This window comes from Streptomyces sp. NPDC005866, assembly GCF_040629895.1.
GTDB lineage: Bacteria > Actinomycetota > Actinomycetes > Streptomycetales > Streptomycetaceae > Streptomyces.
This window is the reverse complement of sequence record NZ_JBEXWP010000009.1, coordinates 200,859-224,586: the sequence shown is the minus strand read 5'-3', so window position 1 is coordinate 224,586 and position 23,728 is coordinate 200,859. Positions and strand designations below refer to the sequence as shown.

The 23,728-nt window shown below is 71.4% G+C and carries 19 protein-coding genes and 1 pseudogene; 16 read left to right on the top strand and 4 right to left on the bottom strand.

Annotated elements, in window-relative coordinates; genetic code table 11:
• Nucleotides 1–39: 39 nt before the first annotated feature.
• Nucleotides 40–1,713: an FAD-binding oxidoreductase gene (locus ABZ396_RS16250; RefSeq protein WP_358924294.1), complete on the bottom strand. Its 1,674-nt coding sequence runs from the start codon at nt 1,711–1,713 to the stop codon at nt 40–42.
• Between the two features lie 222 nt (nt 1,714–1,935).
• On the opposite strand from ABZ396_RS16250, the gene ABZ396_RS16245 reads away from it, so the two are divergent.
• From ABZ396_RS16245 to ABZ396_RS16235, 3 genes are all read left to right on the top strand, one after another.
• Entirely contained in the window at nt 1,936–2,562 is a 627-nt protein-coding gene (locus tag ABZ396_RS16245; RefSeq protein ID WP_358924293.1) for a cupin domain-containing protein, read from the top strand.
• A 127-nt stretch (nt 2,563–2,689) separates the two neighbouring features.
• Entirely contained in the window at nt 2,690–3,496 is an 807-nt protein-coding gene (locus ABZ396_RS16240; protein WP_358924291.1) for an SDR family oxidoreductase, read from the top strand.
• A 568-nt stretch (nt 3,497–4,064) separates the two neighbouring features.
• The gene (locus tag ABZ396_RS16235; RefSeq protein WP_358924289.1) at nt 4,065–5,567 is read left to right on the top strand and encodes an MFS transporter; all 1,503 of its coding nucleotides are present in this window, start codon (nt 4,065–4,067) and stop codon (nt 5,565–5,567) included.
• On the opposite strand, the gene ABZ396_RS16230 is transcribed toward ABZ396_RS16235, so the two are convergent.
• Both ABZ396_RS16230 and ABZ396_RS16225 read right to left on the bottom strand, forming a co-directional pair.
• Nucleotides 5,521–6,366: a BTAD domain-containing putative transcriptional regulator gene (locus tag ABZ396_RS16230; RefSeq protein WP_358924287.1), complete on the bottom strand. Its 846-nt coding sequence runs from the start codon at nt 6,364–6,366 to the stop codon at nt 5,521–5,523. The genes ABZ396_RS16235 and ABZ396_RS16230 overlap by 47 nt on opposite strands.
• A 139-nt stretch (nt 6,367–6,505) precedes the next feature.
• Nucleotides 6,506–8,215, bottom strand: coding sequence for an FAD-dependent monooxygenase (locus ABZ396_RS16225; protein WP_358924285.1), 1,710 nt, complete (start codon nt 8,213–8,215; stop codon nt 6,506–6,508).
• A gap of 226 nt (nt 8,216–8,441) precedes the next feature.
• On the opposite strand from ABZ396_RS16225, the gene ABZ396_RS16220 reads away from it, so the two are divergent.
• From ABZ396_RS16220 to ABZ396_RS16170, 11 genes are all read left to right on the top strand, one after another.
• Nucleotides 8,442–10,160 carry a class I adenylate-forming enzyme family protein gene (locus ABZ396_RS16220; RefSeq protein ID WP_358924283.1) on the top strand — a complete coding sequence of 573 codons (1,719 nt, stop codon included), beginning with the start codon at nt 8,442–8,444 and terminating at the stop codon, nt 10,158–10,160.
• Nucleotides 10,161–10,162: 2 nt separating this feature from the next.
• The gene (locus tag ABZ396_RS16215; protein WP_358924281.1) at nt 10,163–11,176 is read left to right on the top strand and encodes a methyltransferase; all 1,014 of its coding nucleotides are present in this window, start codon (nt 10,163–10,165) and stop codon (nt 11,174–11,176) included.
• Nucleotides 11,177–11,223: 47 nt separating this feature from the next.
• Nucleotides 11,224–13,191 carry an FAD/NAD(P)-binding protein gene (locus tag ABZ396_RS16210; RefSeq protein WP_358924280.1) on the top strand — a complete coding sequence of 656 codons (1,968 nt, stop codon included), beginning with the start codon at nt 11,224–11,226 and terminating at the stop codon, nt 13,189–13,191.
• The gene (locus ABZ396_RS16205) at nt 13,188–14,597 is read left to right on the top strand and encodes a lyase family protein (protein WP_358924278.1); all 1,410 of its coding nucleotides are present in this window, start codon (nt 13,188–13,190) and stop codon (nt 14,595–14,597) included. The genes ABZ396_RS16210 and ABZ396_RS16205 overlap by 4 nt, the downstream gene beginning before the upstream one ends.
• Nucleotides 14,598–14,631: 34 nt before the next feature.
• On the top strand, nt 14,632–15,852 hold the full coding sequence (gene metK / locus ABZ396_RS16200) for a methionine adenosyltransferase (protein ID WP_358924276.1): 1,221 nt from the start codon (nt 14,632–14,634) through the stop codon (nt 15,850–15,852).
• A gap of 90 nt (nt 15,853–15,942) precedes the next feature.
• Entirely contained in the window at nt 15,943–16,911 is a 969-nt protein-coding gene (locus ABZ396_RS16195; RefSeq protein WP_358924274.1) for a PfkB family carbohydrate kinase, read from the top strand.
• A 554-nt stretch (nt 16,912–17,465) separates the two neighbouring features.
• Entirely contained in the window at nt 17,466–18,242 is a 777-nt protein-coding gene (locus ABZ396_RS16190; protein WP_358924272.1) for an AfsR/SARP family transcriptional regulator, read from the top strand.
• A 52-nt stretch (nt 18,243–18,294) separates the two neighbouring features.
• Nucleotides 18,295–18,885 (top strand): RNA polymerase sigma factor, encoded by a 591-nt coding sequence (locus ABZ396_RS16185; RefSeq protein WP_358924271.1) that lies wholly within the window; start codon nt 18,295–18,297, stop codon nt 18,883–18,885.
• Complete coding sequence (locus ABZ396_RS16180) at nt 18,882–19,682, top strand: MGMT family protein (RefSeq protein WP_358924269.1); 801 nt, start codon at nt 18,882–18,884, stop codon at nt 19,680–19,682. The genes ABZ396_RS16185 and ABZ396_RS16180 overlap by 4 nt, the downstream gene beginning before the upstream one ends.
• Nucleotides 19,683–19,719: 37 nt before the next feature.
• Entirely contained in the window at nt 19,720–20,265 is a 546-nt protein-coding gene (locus ABZ396_RS16175) for a methylated-DNA--[protein]-cysteine S-methyltransferase (protein WP_358924267.1), read from the top strand.
• Between the two features lie 68 nt (nt 20,266–20,333).
• Nucleotides 20,334–21,131: a 2OG-Fe(II) oxygenase gene (locus ABZ396_RS16170; protein ID WP_358924266.1), complete on the top strand. Its 798-nt coding sequence runs from the start codon at nt 20,334–20,336 to the stop codon at nt 21,129–21,131.
• Between the two features lie 152 nt (nt 21,132–21,283).
• Here ABZ396_RS16170 and ABZ396_RS16165 read toward each other — a convergent pair whose 3' ends face one another.
• Complete coding sequence (locus ABZ396_RS16165) at nt 21,284–21,823, bottom strand: amidohydrolase family protein (protein ID WP_358924264.1); 540 nt, start codon at nt 21,821–21,823, stop codon at nt 21,284–21,286.
• A gap of 218 nt (nt 21,824–22,041) precedes the next feature.
• On the opposite strand from ABZ396_RS16165, the gene ABZ396_RS16160 reads away from it, so the two are divergent.
• Together ABZ396_RS16160 and ABZ396_RS16155 are read left to right on the top strand one after the other, a co-directional pair.
• The gene (locus tag ABZ396_RS16160; protein WP_358924262.1) at nt 22,042–22,932 is read left to right on the top strand and encodes an ABC transporter substrate-binding protein; all 891 of its coding nucleotides are present in this window, start codon (nt 22,042–22,044) and stop codon (nt 22,930–22,932) included.
• A pseudogene (locus ABZ396_RS16155) lies at nt 22,932–23,549 on the top strand (amino acid ABC transporter permease); the annotation flags it as partial. The gene ABZ396_RS16160 and the pseudogene ABZ396_RS16155, both read left to right, overlap by 1 nt.
• Between the last annotated feature and the right edge of the window lie 179 nt (nt 23,550–23,728).

The window sequence follows — 23,728 nt, the reverse complement described above, 5'->3', positions numbered from 1 at the left end:
GGCCGCCCCGGTACTCCCGGGGCGGCCTTCACGCATGGGTCACGGCAGGCGGACGGACTGGGCGTGGCGGAAGAAGTTCGTCGGGTCGTACGTCTTCTTCACCTGCTGCAGCCGCGGGTAGTTGCCCTTGTAGTAGAGCGAGTACCAGGGCGTCGACGACGTGTTGTACTGCGGGTCGTTCAGGTCGTTGTCCGGGTAGTTGACGTAGCAGCCGTCGGTGACGTCGTTGGGCACGGGCACACCGCCGCTGTCGGCGTAGACCTCCGCGTAGCACTGCCGGTTCCAGGAGATGTAGGCGGGGTCCTCGGCCGGGTCGTTCCACAGGGACATCCACATCATCTTGAAGAACGACTCGCGGTGCGGATAGCCGGTGGCCGACGGCGCGACCCGGTTGACCTCGCCGCCGTAGGAACTGAGGGTGATGGAGGCGCCGGGCAGGGTGACGTCCGTACGCGTCAGGTGCTTGTACAGCGCCGCGAGCTGGCGATCGGGGAAGGCCGCGCGCATGTACGCGGACTTGTACTCCTGCCGGAAGGTCGGGTCGGTGAGGTTGGTGTTGGTGGTGCCGAGGTACCGGGTGGCCTCCAGCCACGGCAGCTTGCGGGGCTCGGCGTAAGCGGCCATCGGGCCGAACTCGGCGAACTGGCGGGTGACGGCACCCGTCGGCACGTCGACGCCGTCGCCGATCGCGGCGAGGTAACCGTCAAGCAGCCGACGGGCGTTGGGAACGGTCGCGTCGACCTGGGTGACCATGGCGATCTGGCCGGCGGACTTGTGGGTGAGCACGAGGAAGCTGGCCAGGGCCAGTTCGGGGGCGCCCGGGGCGCTGTGCGCGGTGAACCAGCGCGCGTAGTTCTGCGTCAGCCGGGAGAACTTCGCCTCCGTCATGCTCTCCCAGGGCCACGCCTGTGCCACGAGGTACACCTCACGGGGCGGCTTGGGCAGGAGCTTCTTCGGGTCGGTGCCGGTGGCGCCGGGCGTGCGGAACCAGTAGCGCGTGACGACGCCGAAGTTGCCACCGCCACCGCCCGCGTGGGCCCACCACAGTTCGCGGTTGGGGTCGGCCGGATCGTTGGTCGCCACGACGGTGCGCACCCTGCCGTCGGCTCCGACGACGACCACCTCGACGGCGCACAGATAGTCGATGATCAGGCCGAGCTGGCGGCAGAGCAGGCCCCAGCCGCCGCCGCTGACATGGCCGCCGGCCGCGACCGAGTAGCAGATGCCGCCGGGCGCGGTGACGCCGTACACCTGGTACAGCAGGGTGTAGACATCCAGGAGCTGGGCGCCCGTCTCGACGGCGAACGCGCGCCGCCCGGCGTCGTAGTACACCTTGTTGAGCTGCGACAGATCGAGCACCACCTGGACCTCGGGGTTGAAGACGAAGTCCTCCAGGCAGTGGCCGCCGGAGCGCACGGTCAGTCGCTTGCCGGCGGTGACGGCCGCCTGCACCACGCCCGCCACCTGGGAGACGTCGTCCACGATCCGGACGGCCTCGGGGTTACCGACGTAACGGTTGTTCATGCCGTGCACAAGCTCGCCGTACTGGGCGTCCGCAGGGGTCACCGTCACCGGGGCGAACGTGACGGTCGCGGTGTCCTGCCCCGCCGCTGCCGCCTGACCGGCGAAGGCTCCGCCCACGGCCGCTGTGCCGCCCAGCGCCGCGGCGGTCGTGAAGAACCGCCTACGGCCTATCCCACTGTTGTCGCGCACTTTACGTCTCCCGTTCTCGCCATTTTCGACGCACCGCTTCACGCGCTTTCCTGCGCCGCGACAGTACGAATCAGCCATCTCGGAAAACACTCCGGATCTTGCGGTCGAATCCTTGAACGGCGGATTCCGGGATACGACCGCAAGATGGGGAGTGTCGGACTGCGTACCGATCGCCACCATCGGAGTTCAGGCTGAATTCGCATGGTGGAAGGAGGCGGGCCGGTGACGGTCAGCGTCGGTGAGGTGTACGAGAACCCGCGGTGCAGGGAGCGGGTCGTGATCAGAACGCCGTCCTCGCACACGGGCGGGGCGCGCACCGTGATGGACGTGTACTCCGAGCCCGGCGGCGCGGTGTCGGGCGAGCATCTGCACCCGGTGAGCGAGGAACGTTTCACGCTGGTGCGGGGCAAGGTCGCGTTCCTGATCGGCGGGCGCCAGGTGACCCTGGACGAGCCCGGGCAGAGCGTGCTCATCCAGCCCGGCATCAAGCACCGCTGGTGGAACTGCAGCGGCGAACAGGCTTTCCACATATGCGAGGTGCGCAAGAACAGCGACCGTTTCGAGCAGTTGGTGCTGCGCCAGTTGTTCGGGCTCGCGCAGGACGGCAAGACCACGCCCGAGGGCATGCCCCGGTTGCTGCAGCAGGCGGTGACCACGCTGGAGTTCGGTGACGTTGTGCGGTTCACCTCGCCCCCGTGGGCGCTGCAGCGCGCCCTGTTCACCGTGCTGGCTCCGGTCGCCCGGCTGCTGGGGCACCAGGGCTGCGACCCCCGCTACATGGACCGCAAGCCGTCCGAGATCGCGGAGCTGGAGGACCTCCCTGAGGAGGTCATGCGCTGGCACCGCTGACCCCGCGGGCCCGATGAACACCGCGCTGCAACACCTTGGCGCACGGCGGTGTTTCCGTTGACGAGAGCACATCGCACCGCGCTCCTCCCCCTCCTCAGGGCGGGGCCGACCATCGAGAAGGAACCTTATGGATCTGCAGCTTTCCGGCCGGGTCGCCGTCGTGACCGGCGCCTCCAAGGGCATCGGCCTGGCCGTCGTCAGCACGCTCCTCGAAGAGGGCGCCAAGGTCGTGGCCACGTCCCGCAAGAGCACCCCGGAGCTGGATGCGCTGGCCGGCCCGAACCTCGTGCACGTCCCGGCGGACTTCATGGACGAGGACGCGCCGGCGCAGGTCGTCGCCCGCGCCGTGGAGCAGTTCGGCGGGCTCGACATCCTGGTGAACAACGCCGGCGGCCCGCCGCCCGGTGTGACCCTTCCGCGCGGCTCGTTCCTGCACGCCTCCGACGAGGAATGGCGTGCCATGTTCGAGTTCAACCTGTTCTCGGCCGTGCGCGCCGTCCGTGCCGCCATCCCGCACCTGCTGGAGCGCGGCGGCGGCGCGATCGTGAACATCTCCTCCGGCAACGCCCGGCAGCCCTCGCCGATCAACGTCGACTACGGCGCCGCGAAGGCCGCCCTGAGCAACGTCACGAAGGTGCTCTCGGGCGAGTTCGCGCCCCAGGGCATCCGTGTGAACACGGTGTCGCCCGGTGTGGTGCGCACGCCGTGGTGGACGGACGAGGGCGGCGTCGCCGACATGATCGCCTCCCAGGCCGGCACCGACAAGGACAACGTCATCAACAGCGTCGTCCCGGAGATGCTGAACCTGGCCACGGGCCGCTTCGTCGAGCCGCAGGAGGTGGCCGACGCCGTCGTGCTGCTGGCGTCGCCGCGCTCCGGCAGCACCACGGGCGCCGAGTTCGTCGTGGACGGCGGGCTCCTCAAGGAGCTCTGAGCACCACCGTGCGGGAGGGCCGGCGAGCCCCGGCCCCTCCGCGCGTGTCCGGCCGCCGCACGGCGGCCGGACGTATGACGTAGAACGGCCCGCCGGCGGCGTGCGGTGACCTGGCCCGCACACGCTGCCGGCGACGCCGACAGCACTTTCCGCGACTGTCGCCCCCTTGGGCGACTGGCCGGAGTTCCGTTTCTTCCCGGACCAGCGTGCCGAACGGCACCACTGTCTTCCCGCGGATCTCCGCAGCGTCCCGCCGTCGCGGGCGCCCCCTGCCGCGGGCCCGGCTCGCCTCCCGCTCTTCCCGTCCTGCCTCCGCCGTGCCGTCGCGCGGCCCCGGGGCCACTCGTTCGGATCGCCGGGCTCGCGTGCCACGGCATGCACGCCTGCCGTGTCGCCGTCGGCCACCACCGCACCGCGTGGGCCTTTTCCCGTGCCCCGCGCCGGCCCGCGCCAGGACCCGCACCCTTGCTCCGCACCGATCCGAACGGCAGGCCGCGGGCTGCTCTTCCTCGTCCGCCCCACACCGGGGCCCGCGCGGCGGCATCGGTGCCAACTCCCGGGAGCCGTCATGGCCTTGTCCGCCCCTGCCCGCCCGCGAAGCGACACAGCGCCCCCGCTGGACCGCCGACTGCTCGCCCTGGCCGTCCTCGCACCCCTGCTCGCCAACGCCGACACGGGCATAGTGACGCTCGCCCTCAGTGACATCCGGCGCGACCTGTCGATGTCGCTCGACGCCGTGCAATGGGTGACCAACGTGTACGTACTACTGGTGGGTGGGCTCCAGCTGCTGGGCGGCCGGCTGGCGGACCTGGCCGGGGCACGGCGTCTGTTCCTGCACGGCATGGGCGCCTTCGCCGTGGCATCGGCCATGTGCGGCGCGGCACCCAGCGGCCCGCTCCTCGTCACCGCCCGCGCCGGGCAGGCGTTGGCGGCCGCCGTGCTCGTGCCCGCCGCGATGGCGCTGCTGGTGACGGCGGCCGCACCGCAGCAGCGCGCCCGGGCCCTGGCGCTGTGGGCGGGCGCCGGCGGCGTCGGCTCGGTGGCCGGTGTGCTGTGCGGCGGTCTCGTGGTCAGCGGCCTCGACTGGCGCTGGGCGTTCTGGCTGAACGTCCCCGTGATCGCCGTCGCGCTGGCGGTGTCCCGTCGTACCCCGCTGCCCGACCCGCCCCGCACCCGCGGTGTCCGCCTCGACCTGGCCGGGGCCGCGGCGCTGACCGGTGCTCTGCTCGTGGCCGTGTACGCCCTGGTGCGGCTGGCCGCTCACGGCACGGACCGGTACACGGCATACGCCGCGGTAGGTGCGGCGGCGCTGGCAGCCGTCTTCGCGCACCGGCAACGCAGATGTCCCCACCCGCTGCTGCCCGCGTCCCTGCTCCGCGACCGGAACCTGGTGTGCGGCGCGGCCGGCATCCTGCTCGTGTCGACGGCCGCCGCGCCCCTGGCCTTCCTCGGTGGCATGCGGCTGCGCGACACCTACGGGTTCGGTGCGCTGGCCGCCGGAGTCGCCCTGCTGCCGATGGCCGGTGGCATCCTGGTCGTGGGCCGGGCCTGCAGCGCGCTGCTCGCCCGGTACGGTGCCCGCCTGCCGTGCGCGGTCGGCTGTCTGCTCCTGGGAGTCGGCCTGTGGACGCTGGCCGCCCGCTCGCATGCCCCGGGCTACGTCTCGGGCATGCTGCCGGGGCTGATCCTGGCCGGCGCGGGACTGCCGTTGATCTGGATGTCGTGCGAGGTCGTGGCGCTGGCCCGGTTCCGGGGCACAGGAGCCGGGCTGGCGGCGGGCCTGGTGCAGTGCGCGGGGCAGTTCGGGACCGCGCTGGGCACGGTGCTCGCGGTGGCGGTGTGCGGCCGTGGCACCGGGGTGGCCGCCGGGGCGGGGCAGGCGTTCGGGGCGGCGGCTCTGCTGATGGGGCCGGCGCTGGTGGGCGCCCTGGTCTGGCTGCCCGGCCGACGCCCGCACGCCTCGGCCGGCCTGGCGCCGGCCACCCGGACGTCAGGCCCTGACCAGCCCGGCGTCGCGGACCGGGTCACGCGGCGCGGACACCGTGCGCTCGGCGCTCGGCCAGCAGGTTGAGCGACTGCCGGGAGCGCGTGCTCGACGGAGGCTCCAGCAGAGGGTGCCCGGAGAGGATGTGGGTGTGCAGGCGTTGCAGCCGCGCCGACGGCTTGGTGCCGAGTTCCTCCCGCAGCCGGGCCCGCAGCCGGTGGTAGGCCGTCAGCGCATCGACCTGCCGGCCCGACCGGTACAGGGCGAGCATGAGATGTGCGACGAGGTCCTCGTGCGTCCCGTACTGGTGCACCAGTGCGGTGAGTTCACCGAGGATCTCATGGTGCCGCCCGAGGCGCAGCTCGGCGCCCAGACGCTTGGGCACGGCGTCCAGCCGGTCGCGCTCGACCACCTCGATGGCGGCCCTGAGCAGCGGACCGGTGGGCACGTCGACGAGCATCGGCCCGGTCCACATCATCTCGGCGGCGCGCAATTGCTCGGCGGCCTCGGCGTACTCGCCCGCGTCCAGCGTGGCGCGCGCGGCCCGCACCTGCTGCTCGTAACGGTCCAGATCCAGTTCCCCGGCGTTCAGCTTCAGCACGTATCCCTGGTCGCGGGTCTCCAGCCGGCCGGGGCCGCGGCCCGGGCCACGCCGGGCTCCGTGCAGGGAACGGCGCAACTGCATGACGTACGTGTGCACCGCCGCGACCGCGCTCGACGGCGGCCGGTACTCCCATATCTCCTCGACTATCTGCGCCACGGACACGACGTGGTTCGCGTTGAGCGCCAGGAGCGACAGCAGCTGTCGTTGTTTCGGCGCGGTCGGAGTTCTGTGGCGGCCTTCGTCGTCGCACACTCCCAGAGGGCCGAGAACGCGAAATTCCATGTGACTCCCCCATCGTCGCCCAGGCGGGCCAGCGAGTGGTCATCTCTCTGGTAAACCCGGTCAAACGTCCCGATCCGCGCGGATATTACCGTCACTCAGGCTTTGCCGGCCCCGGCTCGGGGACCTGGATTGCGCTCGGCTACCACCGCCCGCGGGCACTGGCCGGTGACGGTCTCGACGCCGTCTCGTGCGGCCCCCCGGTGACCAGCGCCAAGAGCGCCCCGGGGTCACCGGGCTCCCGGTCGGCGCGCCAGGCGACGTGCTGGTCGGGGCGGATCAGCACCAGATCGCGCTCGTACAGCTCCCGCGCGAGCGGATCGTCGAGCGTCAGGGTCCGCAGCGGCACGCCACGGGCACGGGCCGCGGCCTCGATCCGTCCGGTCCGCGGCGGACGCGGGCCGAGCCGTAGCAACGTGAACCCGGGGCCGAACCGGTCGAACAGCGAACTGCCGTCCGCGCGACGGTCGTCGAGCCACAGGTGGGGTGCACGGCCGCCCGGTACGGCGGAGGGCGAGTACGCGGCGAAGGAGTCGGGCACCGGCCCGGACCCGTCCCCGGCGACGAGCGGGGAGCCGTCGTAGCGCGCGCCCAGCTGTACCCCGAGGGTGTCCAGGGTGCGCATCCCGTACTCGGCGAGTTCCGCTCCGGTCTTGGCCCGGGCGGCCTCGCCGGCGGCCGAGTCCGCTTCCAGCCAGGCGGGCCGGTCGACGGCGCCGAGTCCCTGACCGAGAGTCCGGGCCGCCGAGGTGTTGCGCAGGGCCATCGGCCGGCGCTCGATGCCGTAGGTGTCCAAAAGATCCGGGCCCGCCCAGCCCTGCACGGCCGCCGCGAGTTTCCAGGCGAGGTTGGCGGCGTCGTCGACACCGGTGTTCATGCCGAAGCCGCCGTTGGGCGTGAACAGGTGCGCGGCGTCACCGGCGAGCCGGATGCGGCCCGTGCCGAACGACTCGGCGACCAGCGCCGCGCCCGCGGTCCAGGGCCGGCGGCTGAGCACCTCGACCGGCAGGGGTTCCCCCGTCGCCCGCCGCACCAGCCGCACCAACTCGGCGTCGGTCGCCGTGCCCGGGTCGACGGAGCTGGTGAGCAGGAAGAACTCGTCCACGCCGTTGAGCGCGATCAGGTTCAGCGCGAGGTCCGCGTTGACGACCCAGTTGCTCCACGCGCCGCTGCCGCGCAGGAAGTCCCGGTAGAGCGTGGGCACCCGCAGGTGGGCGGCGGTGGAACGGCGCCCGAGTATGTCCTGGTCGAGGGTGCCCTCTCCCTGATATCGGATGCCGAGGTGGCGTCGGACCAGGCTGTGCCCGCCGTCGCAGCCCGCGACGAACGCCGCCCGGAACGTGCGCCGTGCGCCGTCGCGTTCGGCCACGACGTCGACGTGTTCCGCGCTCTCGCGCAGGACGGTGACCGTCCAGCCGTAGCACAGGGTGATGCGCGGCCGGGTGCGGGCGTGGTCGAGCAGCAGCCGCTCGACGTACATCTGGTTCGCCCGGTGCATCGGTTCGGGGGACGGGTCCGTGCGGTCGGCCGCGGCCCGTCGGCGCAGCACCTCGCCGCTGCCCGGCCACGGCAGCAGGGCCAGTTCGTACGCGTTGTAGCGGGTGAAGAAGGAGATACCGGCCGAGTGACCGGCGGGAAGACCGAGCCCGCGGATCCGCTCGGCCAGTCCCAGGGTGCGGTAGTGCTCCATGGTCCGCGCGTTGTGGGTGCTGCCACGCGGCTGATCGGGCACGCCCTGGTGGGAGTTGAGGACCACGCAGGGGACTCCCTGCCGGTCCAGCAACAGCGCGAGCATCAATCCGACCGGACCGCCTCCGACCACGGCGACCGGGGTTGTCAGCGGGTCGTTCATCCGACGCGGCCTCCAGCCTTCTCTGGATCGAACTGGCTCGATCGTTGCAACCCGCTCTGAAGAACGGAGCAAGATCGGCCACCGGGACGGCTCTCGCTCGGCCCTTTAGCAGCCGGTTGGAGACTCCGCCACGAACCTTTCCCGAACCGCTGGGGTGTCACGGGCCGCGATGTCTCACCGGTGACCGAAGAAATCGGCGCATCACTGCGGAGTGTGAGGTATTCCTATGTTCCTGTTCGGCACACACAGGTCCGTCGCGCAACGCCTGCGCCTCCACGCCGACCGGGATTTGGGGGCGGGGAACTTCTTCTGGCACGCGTGGCGCATCGCCCGTGACCGGGACCGTCCGCTGCTGTTCCACCCCGACGTGTCCTCCCCCACCTGGGCAACGGACGAGCCTCGGGCGATGTCCCTGAACGACGTGCGCGTCGCCGTGATCCGCTACGCCCACTGGTACCGCGGCCGCGGGGTGCGGGCCGGGGCGCATGTGGGCCTGCACACCCGCGACGGGCTGCTCGGCCTGATCCATCACATCGCCATCACGTCACTCGGTGCCGCCGCCGTGCACTGCAACCCCAAGATGGCCCCGGCGACGGCCGCCGAGTACTTCCTGCGCACCCGGACCACGGTGCTGGTGGGCGACGGCGACCTGCTCAAGGGCCTCGCGGACGCCTGGGAGTCGGACGCACCCGGGGAGGCCACGCCCGAGGTCGCGGACATCGCCTCGTTCGCCGTCACCGCTCCCCTGCCGCCCCGGCCGATGCCCGGCTTCCCGCACCGGCACGCCGACGAGGACCTGATCATGATCTCGCACTCGTCGGGGACGACCGGCCGGCCCAAGGCCCCCGTGTTCCACCACGGTTCGTTCTTCGCGGGCAAGCGGGAACGGCTGTGGTCCTTTCCCTCGCTGCGCTCGGACCGGCTGCTGACGGCACTGCCGCACAGCCACTCGGCGGGCATCAGCTATCTCAGCCTGGCGATCCTGCTCGGCATCCCGACGCTGGTCCTGGACGACGCGAGTGGCCAGGCCGTGGCGCGGGCGGTCAACCTGTTCCACCCCACCACCGTGCTGGCCTTCCCGCTCACCCTGGCCGAGGTGCCCGCCGAGGAGATCAGCCCCGAGGCCGCCCGGCACATCCACACCTGGCACGGCATGGGCGACGCCTCCCACGAACGGCACATACGCCCGCTGATCGCCCTGGGCCGGCGCACCGAGAAGGGCAAGGTGCTGAACGGCTCGCGCTACCTCGACGGACTCGGGTCGTCGGAGATGGGCATGGTGCTGTTCAAACAGGCCTACACACCCGAGACGACCCGGTACGCACGCCACATCGGACAGCCCGCCAAAGTGGTGCGCAAGGCGGCGGTGCTCGACGAGCAGGGCCGTGAACTGCCCGACGGGCAGGCCGGCCGGCTCGGTGTGCAGACCCCCAGCATCACCGCCGGCTACCTGGACGAGCCGGACCTCACCGCGGAATCGACGGTCAACGGGTACTTCCTCACCGGTGACATCATGCGCCGCGACAACGACGGCACCTGGTACCACCTCGACCGGACCCCCGACGTGATCCACAGCGTCGAGGGACCGGTCCACAGTCTCCCGGTGGAGGAGGTCGTCCTGCTCGCCACGCAGGCGCTGGACACGGCGGTCGTCGCGGTCGACGATCCCGACTCCCCGGGTCACTCCCGTCCCCTGGCGGTCGCCCTGTTCACCGACGGCACCCAGCGCGACGCGACCCGGCTGCTCAGGACGTGCAACGCGGCCCTGGCCCGCGAGGGCCTGGCACCGCTCGGCGGGCTGCTGTTGGCCGCCGAGCGCTCCGAACTCCCCGTCGGTGTCACGGGCAAGGTCCTCAAGCGCCTGCTGCGCGACCGCCTGCGCACCGCCCTGTCCCGCACCGGCGACCCCGCGCTCGCCGTGTCCGCCCCTGTACGGAAGGTCTGATCATGCCCGGTACCGAGACGACGGCGGCACGTCAGGTGGTTGATCTGATCACCGGCACCTGGCGGGCCCAGGCCCTGCACGCCGCGGCCGCCCTGTCCCTGCCCGACCACATCGCTGCGGGACACGGCACCGTCCCGGCGCTGGCCGAACGCACGGGCGCCAGCGAGGACGGCCTCGCGCGGCTGCTGCGGCTGCTCGCGGCACTCGGCGTGTTCACCGGCGACGAGGAGGAAGGCTACGGGCTCACCGATGTGGGCGCACTCCTCGTCGCCGACGGCGAACAGTCCATGCGCGACATGGTGCTGCTGTACGGGGAGGAGTTCCACCGTGCGTGGGGTGCGGTGGTGCCCGCGATCCGCACCGGAACCTCTGGCTTCGAGCAGGCCTTCGGCACCTCGCTGCATGCCTACCTGCGCGAGGAGCCCGACGCGGGGCCGCGGTTCCTGCGCGCCATGAACGCCGGCAACGTGTTCTTCCCCGAGGCGGCGTCGGCCTTCGACTTCACGCGGGCGCACACCGTGGTCGACGTGGCGGGCGGCAGCGGCATGCTGCTGTCGGCCGTGCTCCAGGCCCACCCGCACTTGACCGGGACCGTCTTCGACCTGCCGCACATGCTGCCGGTGGCCGAGCGGCACCTGAGCGCCACCGTCGACGCTCACCGCTACGACACCGTCGCGGGCGACGTCTTCGACAAGGTCCCCGCGGGCAACGACGTGTACCTGCTGTCCCGGGTGCTGCAGGACTGGGACGACGAACGATGTGTGACGCTCCTCGCCAACATCCGGGAGGCCATGGCGGACACGGGCCGACTGCTGGTGCTGGAGAGGGTCGTCGCCACCGACGGCACGGCACCGGTGCTGCCGTTGCTGTGGGACCTGCACCTGCTGATGGCCGCGAGCGGCCGCGAGCGCACCCTCGGCGGATACCGCTCCGTCCTGGGCGCCGCGGGCCTGCGCCTGCAGAGCGTGCACTCCCTCGCCCTCGAGACGAGTCTGCTGGTCGCCGCACCGGTATGAGGCACCCCCTCCGTCCCAGCCCTCTCTGACACCCATGGAGTACACCTATGCTCAACGGTGACCTCGACCTGTGCCTTGTCGGTGCGGGACCGCGCGGTCTGTCGGTACTGGAGCGGCTGTGCGCCAACGAACGCGCCGCGCCCTCTCACCGGGCGGTCACCGTGCACGTCGTGGACCCCTACCGCCCCGGAGCCGGGCGGGTGTGGCGCACCGGACAGTCGCGTGTGCTGCTGATGAACACCGTCGCCTCACAGGTGACCGTGTTCACCGACGACAGCGTGAAGATAGACGGTCCCGTGGAGCCGGGGCCCAGTCTGTACGAGTGGGCACGCACGCTCGGCGACGGGCCCGGCGAGGTGACGCTCTACGACGAGGCCGTGCTCACCGAGGCGCACCGGCTCGGCCCGGACGACTACCCGTCCCGTGCCTTTTACGGCCGTTACCTGGAGGACGTCTTCGCCCGGTTGGTGTCCAACGCCCCTGCGCACGTACGGGTACGGGTACACCAAGCCCGGGCCGTCGCCCTGCGGGAGCGGCCCGAGGACGGCGCGCAGCAGGTCGTCCTGTCCGACGGGCAGGTCCTCGACGGCCTCGACGCGGTCGTCCTCTCCCAGGGCCACGTGCCGACCGACGTCTCCCCCGCCGAGCGGCAGCTCTCGCAGCGCGCGCGGGCCCACGGGCTGCTGCACGTCCTGCCGTCCAACCCGGCCGACCTGGACCTGTCGGACGTGCGGTCCGGCGAGACCGTGCTGCTGCGCGGGCTCGGCCTGAACTTCTTCGACCACATGGCACTGCTCACCGTGGGGCGCGGCGGCCGCTTCGACCGTGTCGGTGAGCGTCTCGTCTACCGCCCCTCCGGCCGTGAGCCGCGCATCGTCGCGGGCTCCCGGCGCGGCATCCCCTACCACGCCCGCGGCGCCAACGAGAAGGGCGCGCACGGCCGTCACGAGCCGCGTGTGCTGACCGAGAAGGTGGTATCGGCGCTGCGGGAACGCGCCGTGGACGGTGAGCGCGTGTACTTCGGCATCGACCTGTGGCCGTTGATCACCCGGGAGGTGGAGAGCGTCTACTACGGGGCGCTGCTGACCGCCCGGGGCAGGGAGGCCGAACGGGAGGAGTTCGTCGACCGGTTCGTCTCGCTGCCCGAAGGCCTGGCCCACAAGGACGAGCTGCTCGACGCGTACGGCATCGCACGCGATGAGCGGTGGGAATGGGACCGGGTCTTCCGGCCACACGGCGACGGGGAGTTCGCCGACGGGGCGGAGTTCCGCAGCTGGATGCTGGAGCATCTGCGCCAGGACGTGCGCGAGGCCCGGGCTGGCAACGTGAGCGGGCCTCTCAAGGCGGCGCTGGACGTGCTTCGCGACCTGCGCAACGAGGTGCGGTTGGCTCTCGACCACGGCGGCCTCGACGGCAACTCCTACCGGGACGAGGTGGAGGGCTGGTACACCCCGCTCAACGCCTTCCTGTCGATCGGGCCGCCCATCTCCCGCATCGAGGAGCTGATCGGGCTGCTCGAGGCGGGTGTCCTTGACCTGATCGGTCCGGGCATGCGGGTGCGCATCGACGGTACGGCGGGAGCGTTCGTCGCAGAGTCGGACGGTGTGGGGGACGCCCCCGTGCGCGCCAGGGTGCTGGTCGAGGCGCGCCTGCCGGCACCGGACCTGCGCCGGACCTCCGATCCGCTGCTGCGCGGGCTGCTGTCCACGGGGCAGTGCCGTCCGTTCCGCATCCCCGGTGCGTGCGGCACGAGTTACGAGACGGGCGGGCTGGAGGTCACCGAGCGCCCGTACCACCTGGTGGATGCCTACGGCCGCAGGCATCCACGGCGCTTCGCGTACGGGGTGCCGACGGAGGCGGTGCACTGGGTGACCGCGGCCGGCATCAGGCCCGGGGTCAACTCGGTGACCCTCGTCGACTCCGACGCCATCGCCCGGGCGGTACTGGCCCTCGCCCCCACCGCGGACGCCTCCCGACGGCGTTCCGGCATGACGCTGACGGAGGCACCGGCATGACGGCACACCCGGCGGGGCTGGACTCCGGGCTGCTCTCCCCGGTGCGGGCGGGCACCCCGGTGGAGCAGGCGGTCGGCGACGAGGCCTGGCTCCAGGCGATGCTGGACGCGGAGGCGGCGCTGGCGCGCGCCCAGGCCGGGCTGGGCACGCTGCCGGCGCGGGCCGCCGCGGCGATCACCAGGGCCGCCCGCGCGGAGCGGCTCGACCTGCGCGGGCTCGCCGTCGCCGCGCGGGAGAGCGCCAACCCGGTGGTGGGCCTGGTCCGCGCGTTCGCCACGGTCGTCGCCGAGGAGGACCCGGAGGCCGCCGAGTTCGTGCACCGGGGTTCGACCAGTCAGGACATCTTCGACACCGGGGCCATGCTGGTCTGCGACCGGGCGCTGCGCCTGGTCCACACCGACCTGCTGCGCACGGCGGCGGCATTGGACCGGCTGGCGGCGCGGCACCGGGACACGCTGATGGCCGGGCGGACGCTGACCCTGCACGCCGTTCCGACCACCTTCGGGCTCAAGGCGGCCGGCTGGGGGCTGCTGGTGCGCGAGGCGGCCGACCGCGCGGGCCGGCTGCTCGACGGCCGACTGCCCGTCTCGCTCGGCGGTGCGGCGGGCACTCTGGCCGGATATCTGCAGTACTCGGCGGTGGCCGGCGCCCCGGCCGCGGACGCGGCGGCGTACTCGGCGGCGCTGTCGAGGGCATTCGCGGCCGAGACCGGGCTGGCCACGGCCCCGCTGCCCTGGCACGCGCTGCGCGGCCCCGTCGCCGACGCGGCCGCGGCCCTGGCCTTCGTGACCGGGGCGCTCGGGAAGATCGCCGTGGACGTGCAGTCGATGGGCCGCACCGAGGTCGGTGAGGTGGCCGAGCCTCCCGTGGCCGGGCGGGGTGCCTCCTCGGCCATGCCCCACAAACGCAATCCGGTGCTGGCCACCCTGATCCGTTCGGCCGCGCTCCAGGTTCCCGCGCTGGCAGGTGCGCTGACGCAGTGCCTGGTGACCGAGGACGAACGCTCGGCCGGTGTCTGGCACGCGGAGTGGCTGCTGCTCCGCGAGTGCCTGCGGCTGGCGGGGGGCGCCTCGCACACCGCCGTCGAGTTGTGCGAGGGGCTCGTCGTCCACGAGGAGCGGATGCGGGCCAACGCGGCCGTGACCGGCGCCCTGATGTCGTCCGAGCGGATCGCCGCGGTCCTGGCGCCCACGTTCGGCAAGGCCGCGGCGAAGCGGCTGCTGTCCGAGTCGGCCGAGACGGCCGCGCGCACCGGACGGCCCCTGGCCGACGTCCTCGCCGAACACCCCCGGATCGGCCCCGCACTCAGCCCCGGCGAACTGGCGGATCTGCTCGATCCCGCCACCTACACGGGCGCGGCCGCCTCCCTGGTGGACCACGCCCTGGAACGTCACCGCACATCCTGATGCACGCCTCGTCGTCCCGACACCAGGAGTTCTCATGTCTGCCCGGCTCTTCACCTCGGAATCGGTCACCGAAGGTCATCCCGACAAGATCGCCGACCGTATCAGCGACACTATCCTCGACGCCCTCCTCGCCCAGGACCCCACGGCCCGCGTCGCGGTGGAGACCCTGATCACCACCGGTCAGGTCCATGTCGCGGGCGAGGTCACCACCAGCGCGTACGCCGACATCCCCGCCCTCGTCCGCGAAGCCGTCCTGGAGATCGGCTACGACTCCTCCGCCAAGGGCTTCGACGGCGCCTCCTGCGGCGTGTCCGTCTCCATCGGATCCCAGTCCCCCGACATCGCCCAGGGCGTCGACACCGCCTACGAGCGGCGGCTCGACGGCGCCTCGTCGGCGGAGGAGGACCGGCTGGCCCACCAGGGCGCCGGCGACCAGGGCCTGATGTTCGGTTACGCCTGCGACGAGACGCCCAGCCTCATGCCACTGCCCATCCACCTGGCCCACCGCCTGTCACGGCGTCTGTCGGAGGTGCGGCGCGACGGGACCGTGCCCTACCTGCGCCCGGACGGCAAGACCCAGGTCACCATCGAGTACCTGGGCAACAAGCCCAAGCGCCTCGACACCGTCGTCGTCTCCTCCCAGCACGCCGGTGACATCGACCTGGACTCCCTGCTCACCCCCGATGTGCGCGAACACGTCGTCGAGCACATCCTGGACGAGCTTGCCCAGGAGGGCATCAAGCTGGAGACCGAGGGCTACCGCCTGCTGGTCAATCCCACGGGCCGCTTCGAGATCGGCGGCCCGATGGGCGACGCCGGCCTCACCGGCCGCAAGATCATCATCGACACCTACGGCGGCTACGCCCGCCACGGCGGCGGCGCCTTCTCCGGCAAGGACCCCTCCAAGGTCGACCGTTCCGCCGCCTACGCGATGCGCTGGGTGGCCAAGAACGTCGTCGCCGCGGGACTGGCCGGCCGCTGCGAGATGCAGATCGCCTACGCCATCGGCAAGGCCGAACCCGTCGGTCTCTTCGTCGAGACCTTCGGTACCGCCACCGTCCCGCAGGCCACCATCGAGAAGGCCGTGGCCGAGGTCTTCGACCTCCGCCCGGCCGCCATCATCCGCGACCTGGACCTGCTGCGCCCCATCTACGCCCAGACCGCCGCCTACGGGCACTTCGGCCGCGAACTGCCCGACTTCACCTGGGAGCGGACCGACCGCGTCGACGCGCTGCGCCGGGCCGCCGGGCGGTAACCGTCCGCCCGAACGCGGCCCCGGACCCTCGTGGTCCGGGGCCGCGTCGTCGCTTCCTGCCGGGCCCGCGCTCCCTAGGAGTTGATCACCATGCGTATAGCCGTGACCGGCGCCATCGCGACCGACCAGGTGCTGACCGTCGCGGGCCGGCTCACCGACGGCACGGCGCTGGGCCGCGGCCCCGCCGCGGTGCCTGCCGAGACCCTGCGAATGCGCCGTGGCGGGGCGGGCGCCAACATCGCCGTGGGACTGGGCCGGCTCGCCCTGCGCCCCCTCCTGGCCGGGGCGGTCGGCAAGGACTTCGCCGACTACGGCCGTTCCTTGCTGTCGTACGGAGTGGACCTCGAACTCGTCCGCGTCAGCGAGGAACTGGACACGGCGGCGGCGGTGGAGATCAGGGACGCCGGGAACGCCCGGCTCAGGCTGTCGTACGACGGCGCACAGCCGGAGTCCCGGCGCATCACCCTGCTGCCTGCCGCACGCCGCATCGGCGGGCTGGGGCTCGTGGTGGTGGCGGCGGGGGACGTGGAGGCCATGGTGCGGCACACCGAGGAATGCAGACGGCTCGGCATCCCCTTCGCTGCCGACCCCGGCGACCGTCTGTCCCGCCTCACCGGGCGCCAGGCCCGCAGACTCGTCGACGGAGCCCGCTACGCGTTCACGGACGAGTTCGACGTGCCGCTGCTGCTCGAACTCACCGGGTGGGACGAGGCGGAACTGCTCGGCCGGGTGGGCACCTGGGTCGTCACACGCGGGCTGCGGGGAGTGGCCATCGTGCGGCGCGGGCGCCCCGTGGCCCGTGTCGAGGCGGTGTACGCGGAGCAGGGGGGCGATCCGTCGGGGACCTCCGAGGCGTTCCGCGCCGGCTTTCTGGCGGGTGCCGCCTGGGGGTGGTGCGCCGAACGCGGGGCGCAGCTGGGGTGCGCCCTGGCGGCGGCCGCGCTCGAGTCACCCGACGCCCAGGGCTACCCACTGGTGCGGGAGCGATTGACGGCCCGCATACAGTGCGCCTACGGCCCCGCCGCCGCGGAACAAATAGCCGCCAAATTACCTTCCTGAATAATTGAAAAAAGAACCGGCCAGTCGACCTTATTCACTTTCCCTGCCCCTTCGGCTTGACACCGGTACGAATGAGCCGAGTGATCCGGCCGCGCGCCCGTGACGTCCTCCACGGCCTGCGCCGGGCTTGCGAATCCCTGGGGATCACGCCCGTCCCCCGGATGCGGCGCCCGCGTCAGGCGGTCCCGGTCGGCTTCGGTACCGGGCGCTCCGGTCACCCATCGATGAACACTCCTGCACACCTGCAACACCCTGCCCCTGAACGGTGTTTGTTTCAGTGATGGACGAGGCAGAGCAGCTGACGTCGGTACCCGGGTCGCCGGGACCTCCCAGGCGTTCTGCGCCGGCTTTCCGACAGGTGCCGTCCGGGAGTGGTGCGCCGAGCGGGGGGCACAGCCCGGGTGCGCACCGGCGGCAGCCGCGGAACTCATAGCCGCCAGATTTCGTTGTCCGAATAATGGTTTGACCGCGATACTGCACTCGCCGGACTTCACTCGAAAAAGATCGAATGCCAGTTCGAAGCGTCACGGCATTTACGGGGATGGAAACTCTTCATGAACTCAGGTATTCTCGGCTCCCTCTTACTGTCCGATACCGAGGAAAATCTGGTACCGAGCGCACCGAAACCGCGCCAGCTCCTCGCATTCCTGATGCTGCACACGCCGCAGATGGTGCGGGCCAGCGACTGCATCACCGAGTTGTGGGGTTCGACGCCCCCCAAGAGCGCGATGTCCACGCTCCAGACCTACGTGCTCCACATACGGCAAGCCCTGCGCGGCCCCCGCAGGGACCGCAGCCATCTGCTGCTGACCAGGAACCAGGGCTATCAGCTCACCCTCGAAACGACCGATTTCGACCGCTTCCGGTTCACGGAGCTGACCAGGCTGGGACGCCTCGCAGCCGCCGCCGGCGACCACCGGACGGCGTCGGAGATGTTCAACCTGGCCCTCGCGCAGTGGCGCGGGCCTGCGCTGTCCGACGTCAGCGCGGGCCCCCTCAGCTCACCGCACCTGGCGGAACTGGCGGAGACCCGGCAGGTGGTCCTGGAACAGCGCATAGAAGCCGATCTGGCACTCGGCAAGCATCGTGAGCTGGTCGACGAGCTGAGGGATCTCGCCGCACGCCACCCCACCCACGAGAACGTGCACGCCCAGTTGATGGTGGCGCTGTACCGCTCGGGCGAGCCCAAACGTGCCAGTGATGTCTTCCACCGCCTGCGCCGGACGCTCGGCGACTCCCTGGGGATCGAGCCCGTCCCCCGGATGCGGCGCCTGCATCAGGCGGTCCTGGTCGGCAGCTCGGCGCTGGACGCTCCGGTCACCCATCGATGACCGCTCCTGGACGTCTGCAACACCTGGCCCCTGGACGGTGTTTGTTTCAGTGATGGACGACAAGGCAGAGCAGCTGACCGAACTCCTGGCGGCGCACCTCGAAGCCGGCTTCACCGAGCTGGTCCGAGTGCACGCCGGGGCGGTGCACGCGTTCCTGTACCGGGTCTCCGGCTCCGTCGCCGAGGCGGACGACCTGGGACAGGACACGTTTCTGCGCGCCTACACGGCCCTGCAGGAGTACGCCCCCACACGGCGACGTGAGCTGCGTCCCCGTGCGTGGCTGATGACCATCGCAGCAAACGTGTGGCGCAATCACGTCCGTACACGGAAACGACGTCCGGTCACGGCCGGGCTGCCCGTCGAGGAGACCATGGACGTCTGGCCGGACCACAGCCCCGGTCCGGAGGAGCGTGCGGCGACAACGGAGGATCGGTCGCGCCTGGTGACGGCGCTGTCGGCCTTACCCGAGCACCATCGCATACCGGTCGTGCTTCACCATGTCATCGGGATGAGTTACGCAGAGGTGGCCGAGGTGCAGGGCTGCGCGGTCGGCACCGCCAAGGCTCAGGTCTCCCGCGGGCTGGCCGGCCTGCGACGCCTGCTTGAACTGGAGCCGACGGCGCTGAAGGAGGTGACGATGTGAACGAAAGCAACGGCGACGCCGTCACGCGGCGTCTGCCGGATCTCGCATCGGCCGCACCGGAGGACTTCGCGCTGCGCGTGCTGCGCCGTGTGGGCATCTCCGCGGACCGCTACGACAGCTACGTGCGCCTCGACACGGCCGCGGGCGGGCTGTTCGTGGCCGCAAGCCCTCAGGCCGTGACCGGTGCCTGCCTGGACTCGGCGGGCCTGACCGGGACCGCCTTCGAGGAACTGCACCGCGCGCGCACCGGCCGCTCGGCGATCCCGGGCAGCAAGCCGTTGCCCGGGCTCATCCCCGCGCTGCGCACGGGCCGGGCCAACCGGCTGGCGATCGACCTGTCCGATCTGCCGCAGGAGCAGCGCGCGGTCCTGGAGGCCGTACGCAACATCCCCGCGGGGCAGCTGCGGCCACTCAGCTGGATCGCCCGCGAGGCCGACACCGAGATTCCGCCCTCGGCCTCCGACGTCCTGCGCGCGCTGGCGGCCAACCCCGTCGTCGTGCTCATACCGTGCCACCGGGTCACGCACGACAACGGATCGCCGTGCGACGCCGCATACCTGCCGAAGGCCGGCGCGGCCCTGCGCCGGGCCGAGCACATCGACATGCGCCGGGTGACGGAGCTGTCCCGGGCCGGCGCGGTGTTCCTCGGCAGCGACACCACCTTCATCTACTGCCACCCAACATGCGCCCACGCCCGCCGCATCACCCCTGGGCACCGGGTGCACTTCCGCACCGCGCAGGACGCCCGCGAGGCGGGTTACCGGGCCTGCAAGAGCTGCCGGCCCATCACCGTCTGACCCGGCGCGCCACAGAGCAGCGCAGAGAGGTTCCCCCATGCGCACCCCATCCACCGCGGCACTCGCCTCGCACCACACCCCACTGGGCCCCCTGACCCTCGCGGCCACCGACGACGCGCTGGTGCTGTGCGCCTTCGACGACCGCGAGCAGGCGGTGGCCCGGGTCACCCGAGGTGGCCTCACCGTCGTGGACGCCGACGTCGCCGCCCCCGCCCAGCTGCGGATGATCGAGGAGGCGCGCCGCCAGCTGGACGCATACCTCGGAGGCCGCAGCCGCTCGTTCACCGTACCAATGGACCTTCGCCTGGCCACACCATTCAGCCGCACGACCGTGGAACGACTGGGCGAACTCCTTCCGTACGGGGTGACGGGCACCTACGCCGCGCTGGCCGCCGCGCTCGGACGGCCGCGAGCCGCGCGGGCCGTGGGCACCGCACTCGGCGCGAACCCCCTGTGCGTCGTGCTTCCCTGCCATCGGGTGGTTGGCTCGGGCGGTCGCCTGACCGGCTACGCCGGCGGTGTCGCGGCCAAGCAGTTCCTGCTCGACCTGGAGTCCGGCCGCACACCCGCGGCCTCCCTTTGAACCGGCGGGCGCCGGAGCACATCCCCCGCCTCCGGCGCCCGTCTCCTTCCACGACCGCGGAGCCAACGTTGACCAGCTACGACACCCCTCAGCTGCCGGGCCTGGAACACGGCCGCAACCCCGCCGCGCCCGGCACCGGCACCGGCACCGGCACCGGCGACACGATCGAACTGCCCGCCGTGGACGCTCTGGACTGGCCCGCGCTGACCACGGCACTGGACGCCGAGGGCGTCGCCGTCACCCCGCCCCTGCTGTCGCCGCGCGCCTGCGAGGAGGTCCGCGCGCTGTTCGACCGGGACGACGTGTTCCGCAGCACCGTCGACATGGGCCGCCACCGCTTCGGAAGCGGCCGCTACCGCTATTTCGCCGCCCCCCTGCCTCCGCTGGTGACCGCCCTGCGCAGGCAGCTGTATCCGCCGCTGGCCCGGATCGCCAACCAGTGGGCGGAGCGTCTGGACCGGCCCCGTTTCCCCGAGACTCACTCCGAACTGACGGCGGCGTGCGCCGCGGCCGGACAGCTGCGGCCCACGCCCCTGCTGTTGCGCTACGGCCCGGGCGACTACAACTGCCTGCACCAGGACGTCTACGGGGAGCTGACGTTCCCGCTACAGGTGGCAGTGATGCTGGACCGTCCAGACGTCGACTTCACCGGTGGTGAGAGCGTCTTCGTCGAGCAGCGTCCGCGCGCCCAGTCCCGTCCGATAGTGAAGCGGCCTGGCCAGGGGCAGGGGCTGATCTTCGCCGTGCACGACCGTCCGGTCCCGTCGACGCGGGGCTGGAGCCGTTTCATGCTGCGCCACGGGGTGAGTGGGGTGCACGACGGCCAACGGCACGTCCTCGGCGTGATCTTCCACGACGCCCCGTGACGCCCAGGCCGGTGGAGCCGGTTTCAGCGAGGCGCTCGTACACGACCGGGCCGGTGTGAGTATGGGCCGCGCAGGAGTGAGGAAGCCCCGGGCCCGGGGCAGGAGCGGCAGTTCGGGACACGGCCCGGACATTAAGCGGGGCCCAGGGGCCCTCACGAGTTGTCGCGCAGGCGGGGGAAGAGGGCTTGGGAGTTGCCGTGGTTGACGGCGGTGCGCTGGTGGTCGTCGAGGGGGTATGTGTCGAGCTGCTGGGTGAAGTCGGCGGAGACTTCGGGGGTGGCGTAGGGGAAATCGCTGCCGAAGGTGATGTGCGTGGGGTCGGCGAAGGCGAGGAGAGTGGGGAGGGTGTCGGGGTTGGCACTCAGGGCGGTGTCGAAGTAGAAGCGCCGCAGTTCGGCGAGGACCGTTTCGTGGTCCATGACGGGCTGAATGCCGCTGATGACCTGCTGGTGGAGTTGGAGGGTGAAGCTGATGCGGTGGGCGGCGTAGGGGACGAAGCCGCCGCCGTGGGAGAGGATGAATCGGATGTCCGGGTGGCGGGTGGTGGTGCCGGACAGGACGAGGTTCATCGCGGCGCGGGTGGTGTCGAGCAGGAAGTCGGCGGCGTAGGGCGGAACACCGGGGACGAGCGGGCCGGGCAGTTCGGCGGGGTGGACGAAGACGGTGGTACCGCGGCGGCCGAGCTCGGCCATCGATCATTTCCTGAACTTCACCGCCCAAGGCCGTCCGGTTTCTCCCACGTGTCCGGGAGCCCGGTGACAACCGCGATTTGTTGCGTCCCCGTAAGAACGCCATGACGTTTACGCGGGACTGCTGACTGGCCTGCGGGCCGTTCGTAAGGTGAGCGCACTTGGTCGGACCATCGGACCAGATTCCTCCTCCATCCCCAGCGAACGAGAGGAATGCCTCCATGCGCCCTCTTCTGCCGACAGCCGCGGTGTCCGCCGCCTCCGTCGCCCTCCTGACGGCCTGCGGTGCCGGGTCGACGTCGAACGCCGCCGCCTCGACCACCACGGTTTCGCCCGCCTGCAAGCAGCTGCAGTCCGCCCACCCGGATCTCACTGGCAAGACCTTCACCAACGCGATCAACCCGCACACGCCCGGCTATGAGGCGCTCGATCCCAATGATCCGAGCAGATACGTCGGGTTCGACATCGATCTCGGCACCGCTCTGGGCCAGTGTCTGGGTTTCAAGCTGAACTACAAGCCGGTGGCCTTCCCGGCGCTGCTGCCCACGCTACAGAGCGGCCAGGCCGACCTCGTCATCTCCGACATCTACGCCACCAAGGACCGCGCCAAGGCCGCGGACTTCGTGACGTACTCGAAGGTCTACGACGGGGTGCTGGTGAAGAAGGGCAACCCGAAGAAGCTCACCGGCATCAACACCTCGCTGTGCGGGGCCACCGCCGCGCTCAACACCGGGTTCGTCGAGGTGCCCCTCGTCCAGGGCCTGGCAGGCGCGTGCAAAGCAGCCGGTCGTCCCGCTGCGCAGGTCCAGCTGTACGACAACAACGCCCAGTGCATCCAGGCGATCCTCGCCGGCCGCGCCGACACCTACATCAACGACGTGAACACGGTGACGCAGGCGGTCGAGGCGCACCCGAACGAGCTGGGCAAGGCGACCGCCGTGACGCTGCCCTACTCCATCGGCATCGCCGTGCCGAAGGACAAGACGCAGTTCCGGGACGCCATCAAGGCCGCTCTCGCGGAGATCCAGAAGGACGGCACCCAGACCAAGCTGCTCAAGAAGTGGTCGCTGGAGACGGGCACTCTGGAGGCGCCGCGGCTGGTGACCGGCTGATGTCCCAGTTCCTCCACTACCTCGAACTGCCGTACCTGCTTCAGGGCATCCTGATCACCCTGGAGCTGACAGCGCTGGGCCTGCTCGGCGGTCTGGTACTGGGCTTCGTACTGGCGAGCATGCAGCTGTCCCGGCACCGGTCGCTGTCCGCGGTGGCACGCGGATACACGATCATCTTCCGGGGCACCCCGCTGATCCTCCAGCTGGTCTTCGCCTACGACGCCCTGCCGCACGCAGGTCTGACACTCAGCCCCCTGACGGCGGCCGGGCTCGCGCTCGCGGCCAACGAGGCCACCTTCATCGCGGAGGTCTTCCGGTCCGGCGTGCTCGGGGTGGACAAGGGCCAGGTCGTCGCCGGGCAGGCGCTCGGCATGACACCACTCGTGATCATGAGGAGGGTCATCGCTCCGCAGGCGATACGACTCATGGTCCCGGCTCTCGGCAACGAAGCCGTCACCACGCTGAAGAACTCCTCGCTCGCCTCGTTCATCGCCGTCCAAGAACTCACCCTTCGCAGCACCCAACTCGCCTCGTCCACCTTCGACTTCTTCTCCATATTCTTCGCATCCGGCGTGATGTACCTCGTCCTCACCGGCGGCATCAGCGCCATCCAGCTGGCAGCCGAGCGCGCGCTCGATCTGGACCGCCCCGCCTCCCGGTCGTGGGCGCAACGGCTGCTGCCGGTCCGGCGGCCCGCCGCCGCTCCCGCACCGGTGGCCGCAGTGGTGAAGGACGCCGTCGCCGACGACGAGCCATGGGAGCCATCGGCCCCGCCCGAGCCGTGGGAGCGGGAAGC

Coding starts and splice junctions, on each gene's coding strand:
- ABZ396_RS16240 (WP_358924291.1), top strand. CDS start 2,690: ATGGATCTGCAGCTTTCCGGCCGGGTCGCCGTCGTGACCGGCGCCTCC.
- ABZ396_RS16235 (WP_358924289.1), top strand. CDS start 4,065: ATGGCCTTGTCCGCCCCTGCCCGCCCGCGAAGCGACACAGCGCCCCCG.
- ABZ396_RS16230 (WP_358924287.1), bottom strand. CDS start 6,366: ATGGAATTTCGCGTTCTCGGCCCTCTGGGAGTGTGCGACGACGAAGGC.
- ABZ396_RS16225 (WP_358924285.1), bottom strand. CDS start 8,215: ATGAACGACCCGCTGACAACCCCGGTCGCCGTGGTCGGAGGCGGTCCG.
- ABZ396_RS16220 (WP_358924283.1), top strand. CDS start 8,442: ATGTTCCTGTTCGGCACACACAGGTCCGTCGCGCAACGCCTGCGCCTC.
- ABZ396_RS16215 (WP_358924281.1), top strand. CDS start 10,163: ATGCCCGGTACCGAGACGACGGCGGCACGTCAGGTGGTTGATCTGATC.
- ABZ396_RS16210 (WP_358924280.1), top strand. CDS start 11,224: ATGCTCAACGGTGACCTCGACCTGTGCCTTGTCGGTGCGGGACCGCGC.
- ABZ396_RS16205 (WP_358924278.1), top strand. CDS start 13,188: ATGACGGCACACCCGGCGGGGCTGGACTCCGGGCTGCTCTCCCCGGTG.
- metK (WP_358924276.1), top strand. CDS start 14,632: ATGTCTGCCCGGCTCTTCACCTCGGAATCGGTCACCGAAGGTCATCCC.
- ABZ396_RS16195 (WP_358924274.1), top strand. CDS start 15,943: ATGCGTATAGCCGTGACCGGCGCCATCGCGACCGACCAGGTGCTGACC.
- ABZ396_RS16190 (WP_358924272.1), top strand. CDS start 17,466: ATGAACTCAGGTATTCTCGGCTCCCTCTTACTGTCCGATACCGAGGAA.
- ABZ396_RS16185 (WP_358924271.1), top strand. CDS start 18,295: ATGGACGACAAGGCAGAGCAGCTGACCGAACTCCTGGCGGCGCACCTC.
- ABZ396_RS16175 (WP_358924267.1), top strand. CDS start 19,720: ATGCGCACCCCATCCACCGCGGCACTCGCCTCGCACCACACCCCACTG.
- ABZ396_RS16165 (WP_358924264.1), bottom strand. CDS start 21,823: ATGGCCGAGCTCGGCCGCCGCGGTACCACCGTCTTCGTCCACCCCGCC.
- ABZ396_RS16160 (WP_358924262.1), top strand. CDS start 22,042: ATGCGCCCTCTTCTGCCGACAGCCGCGGTGTCCGCCGCCTCCGTCGCC.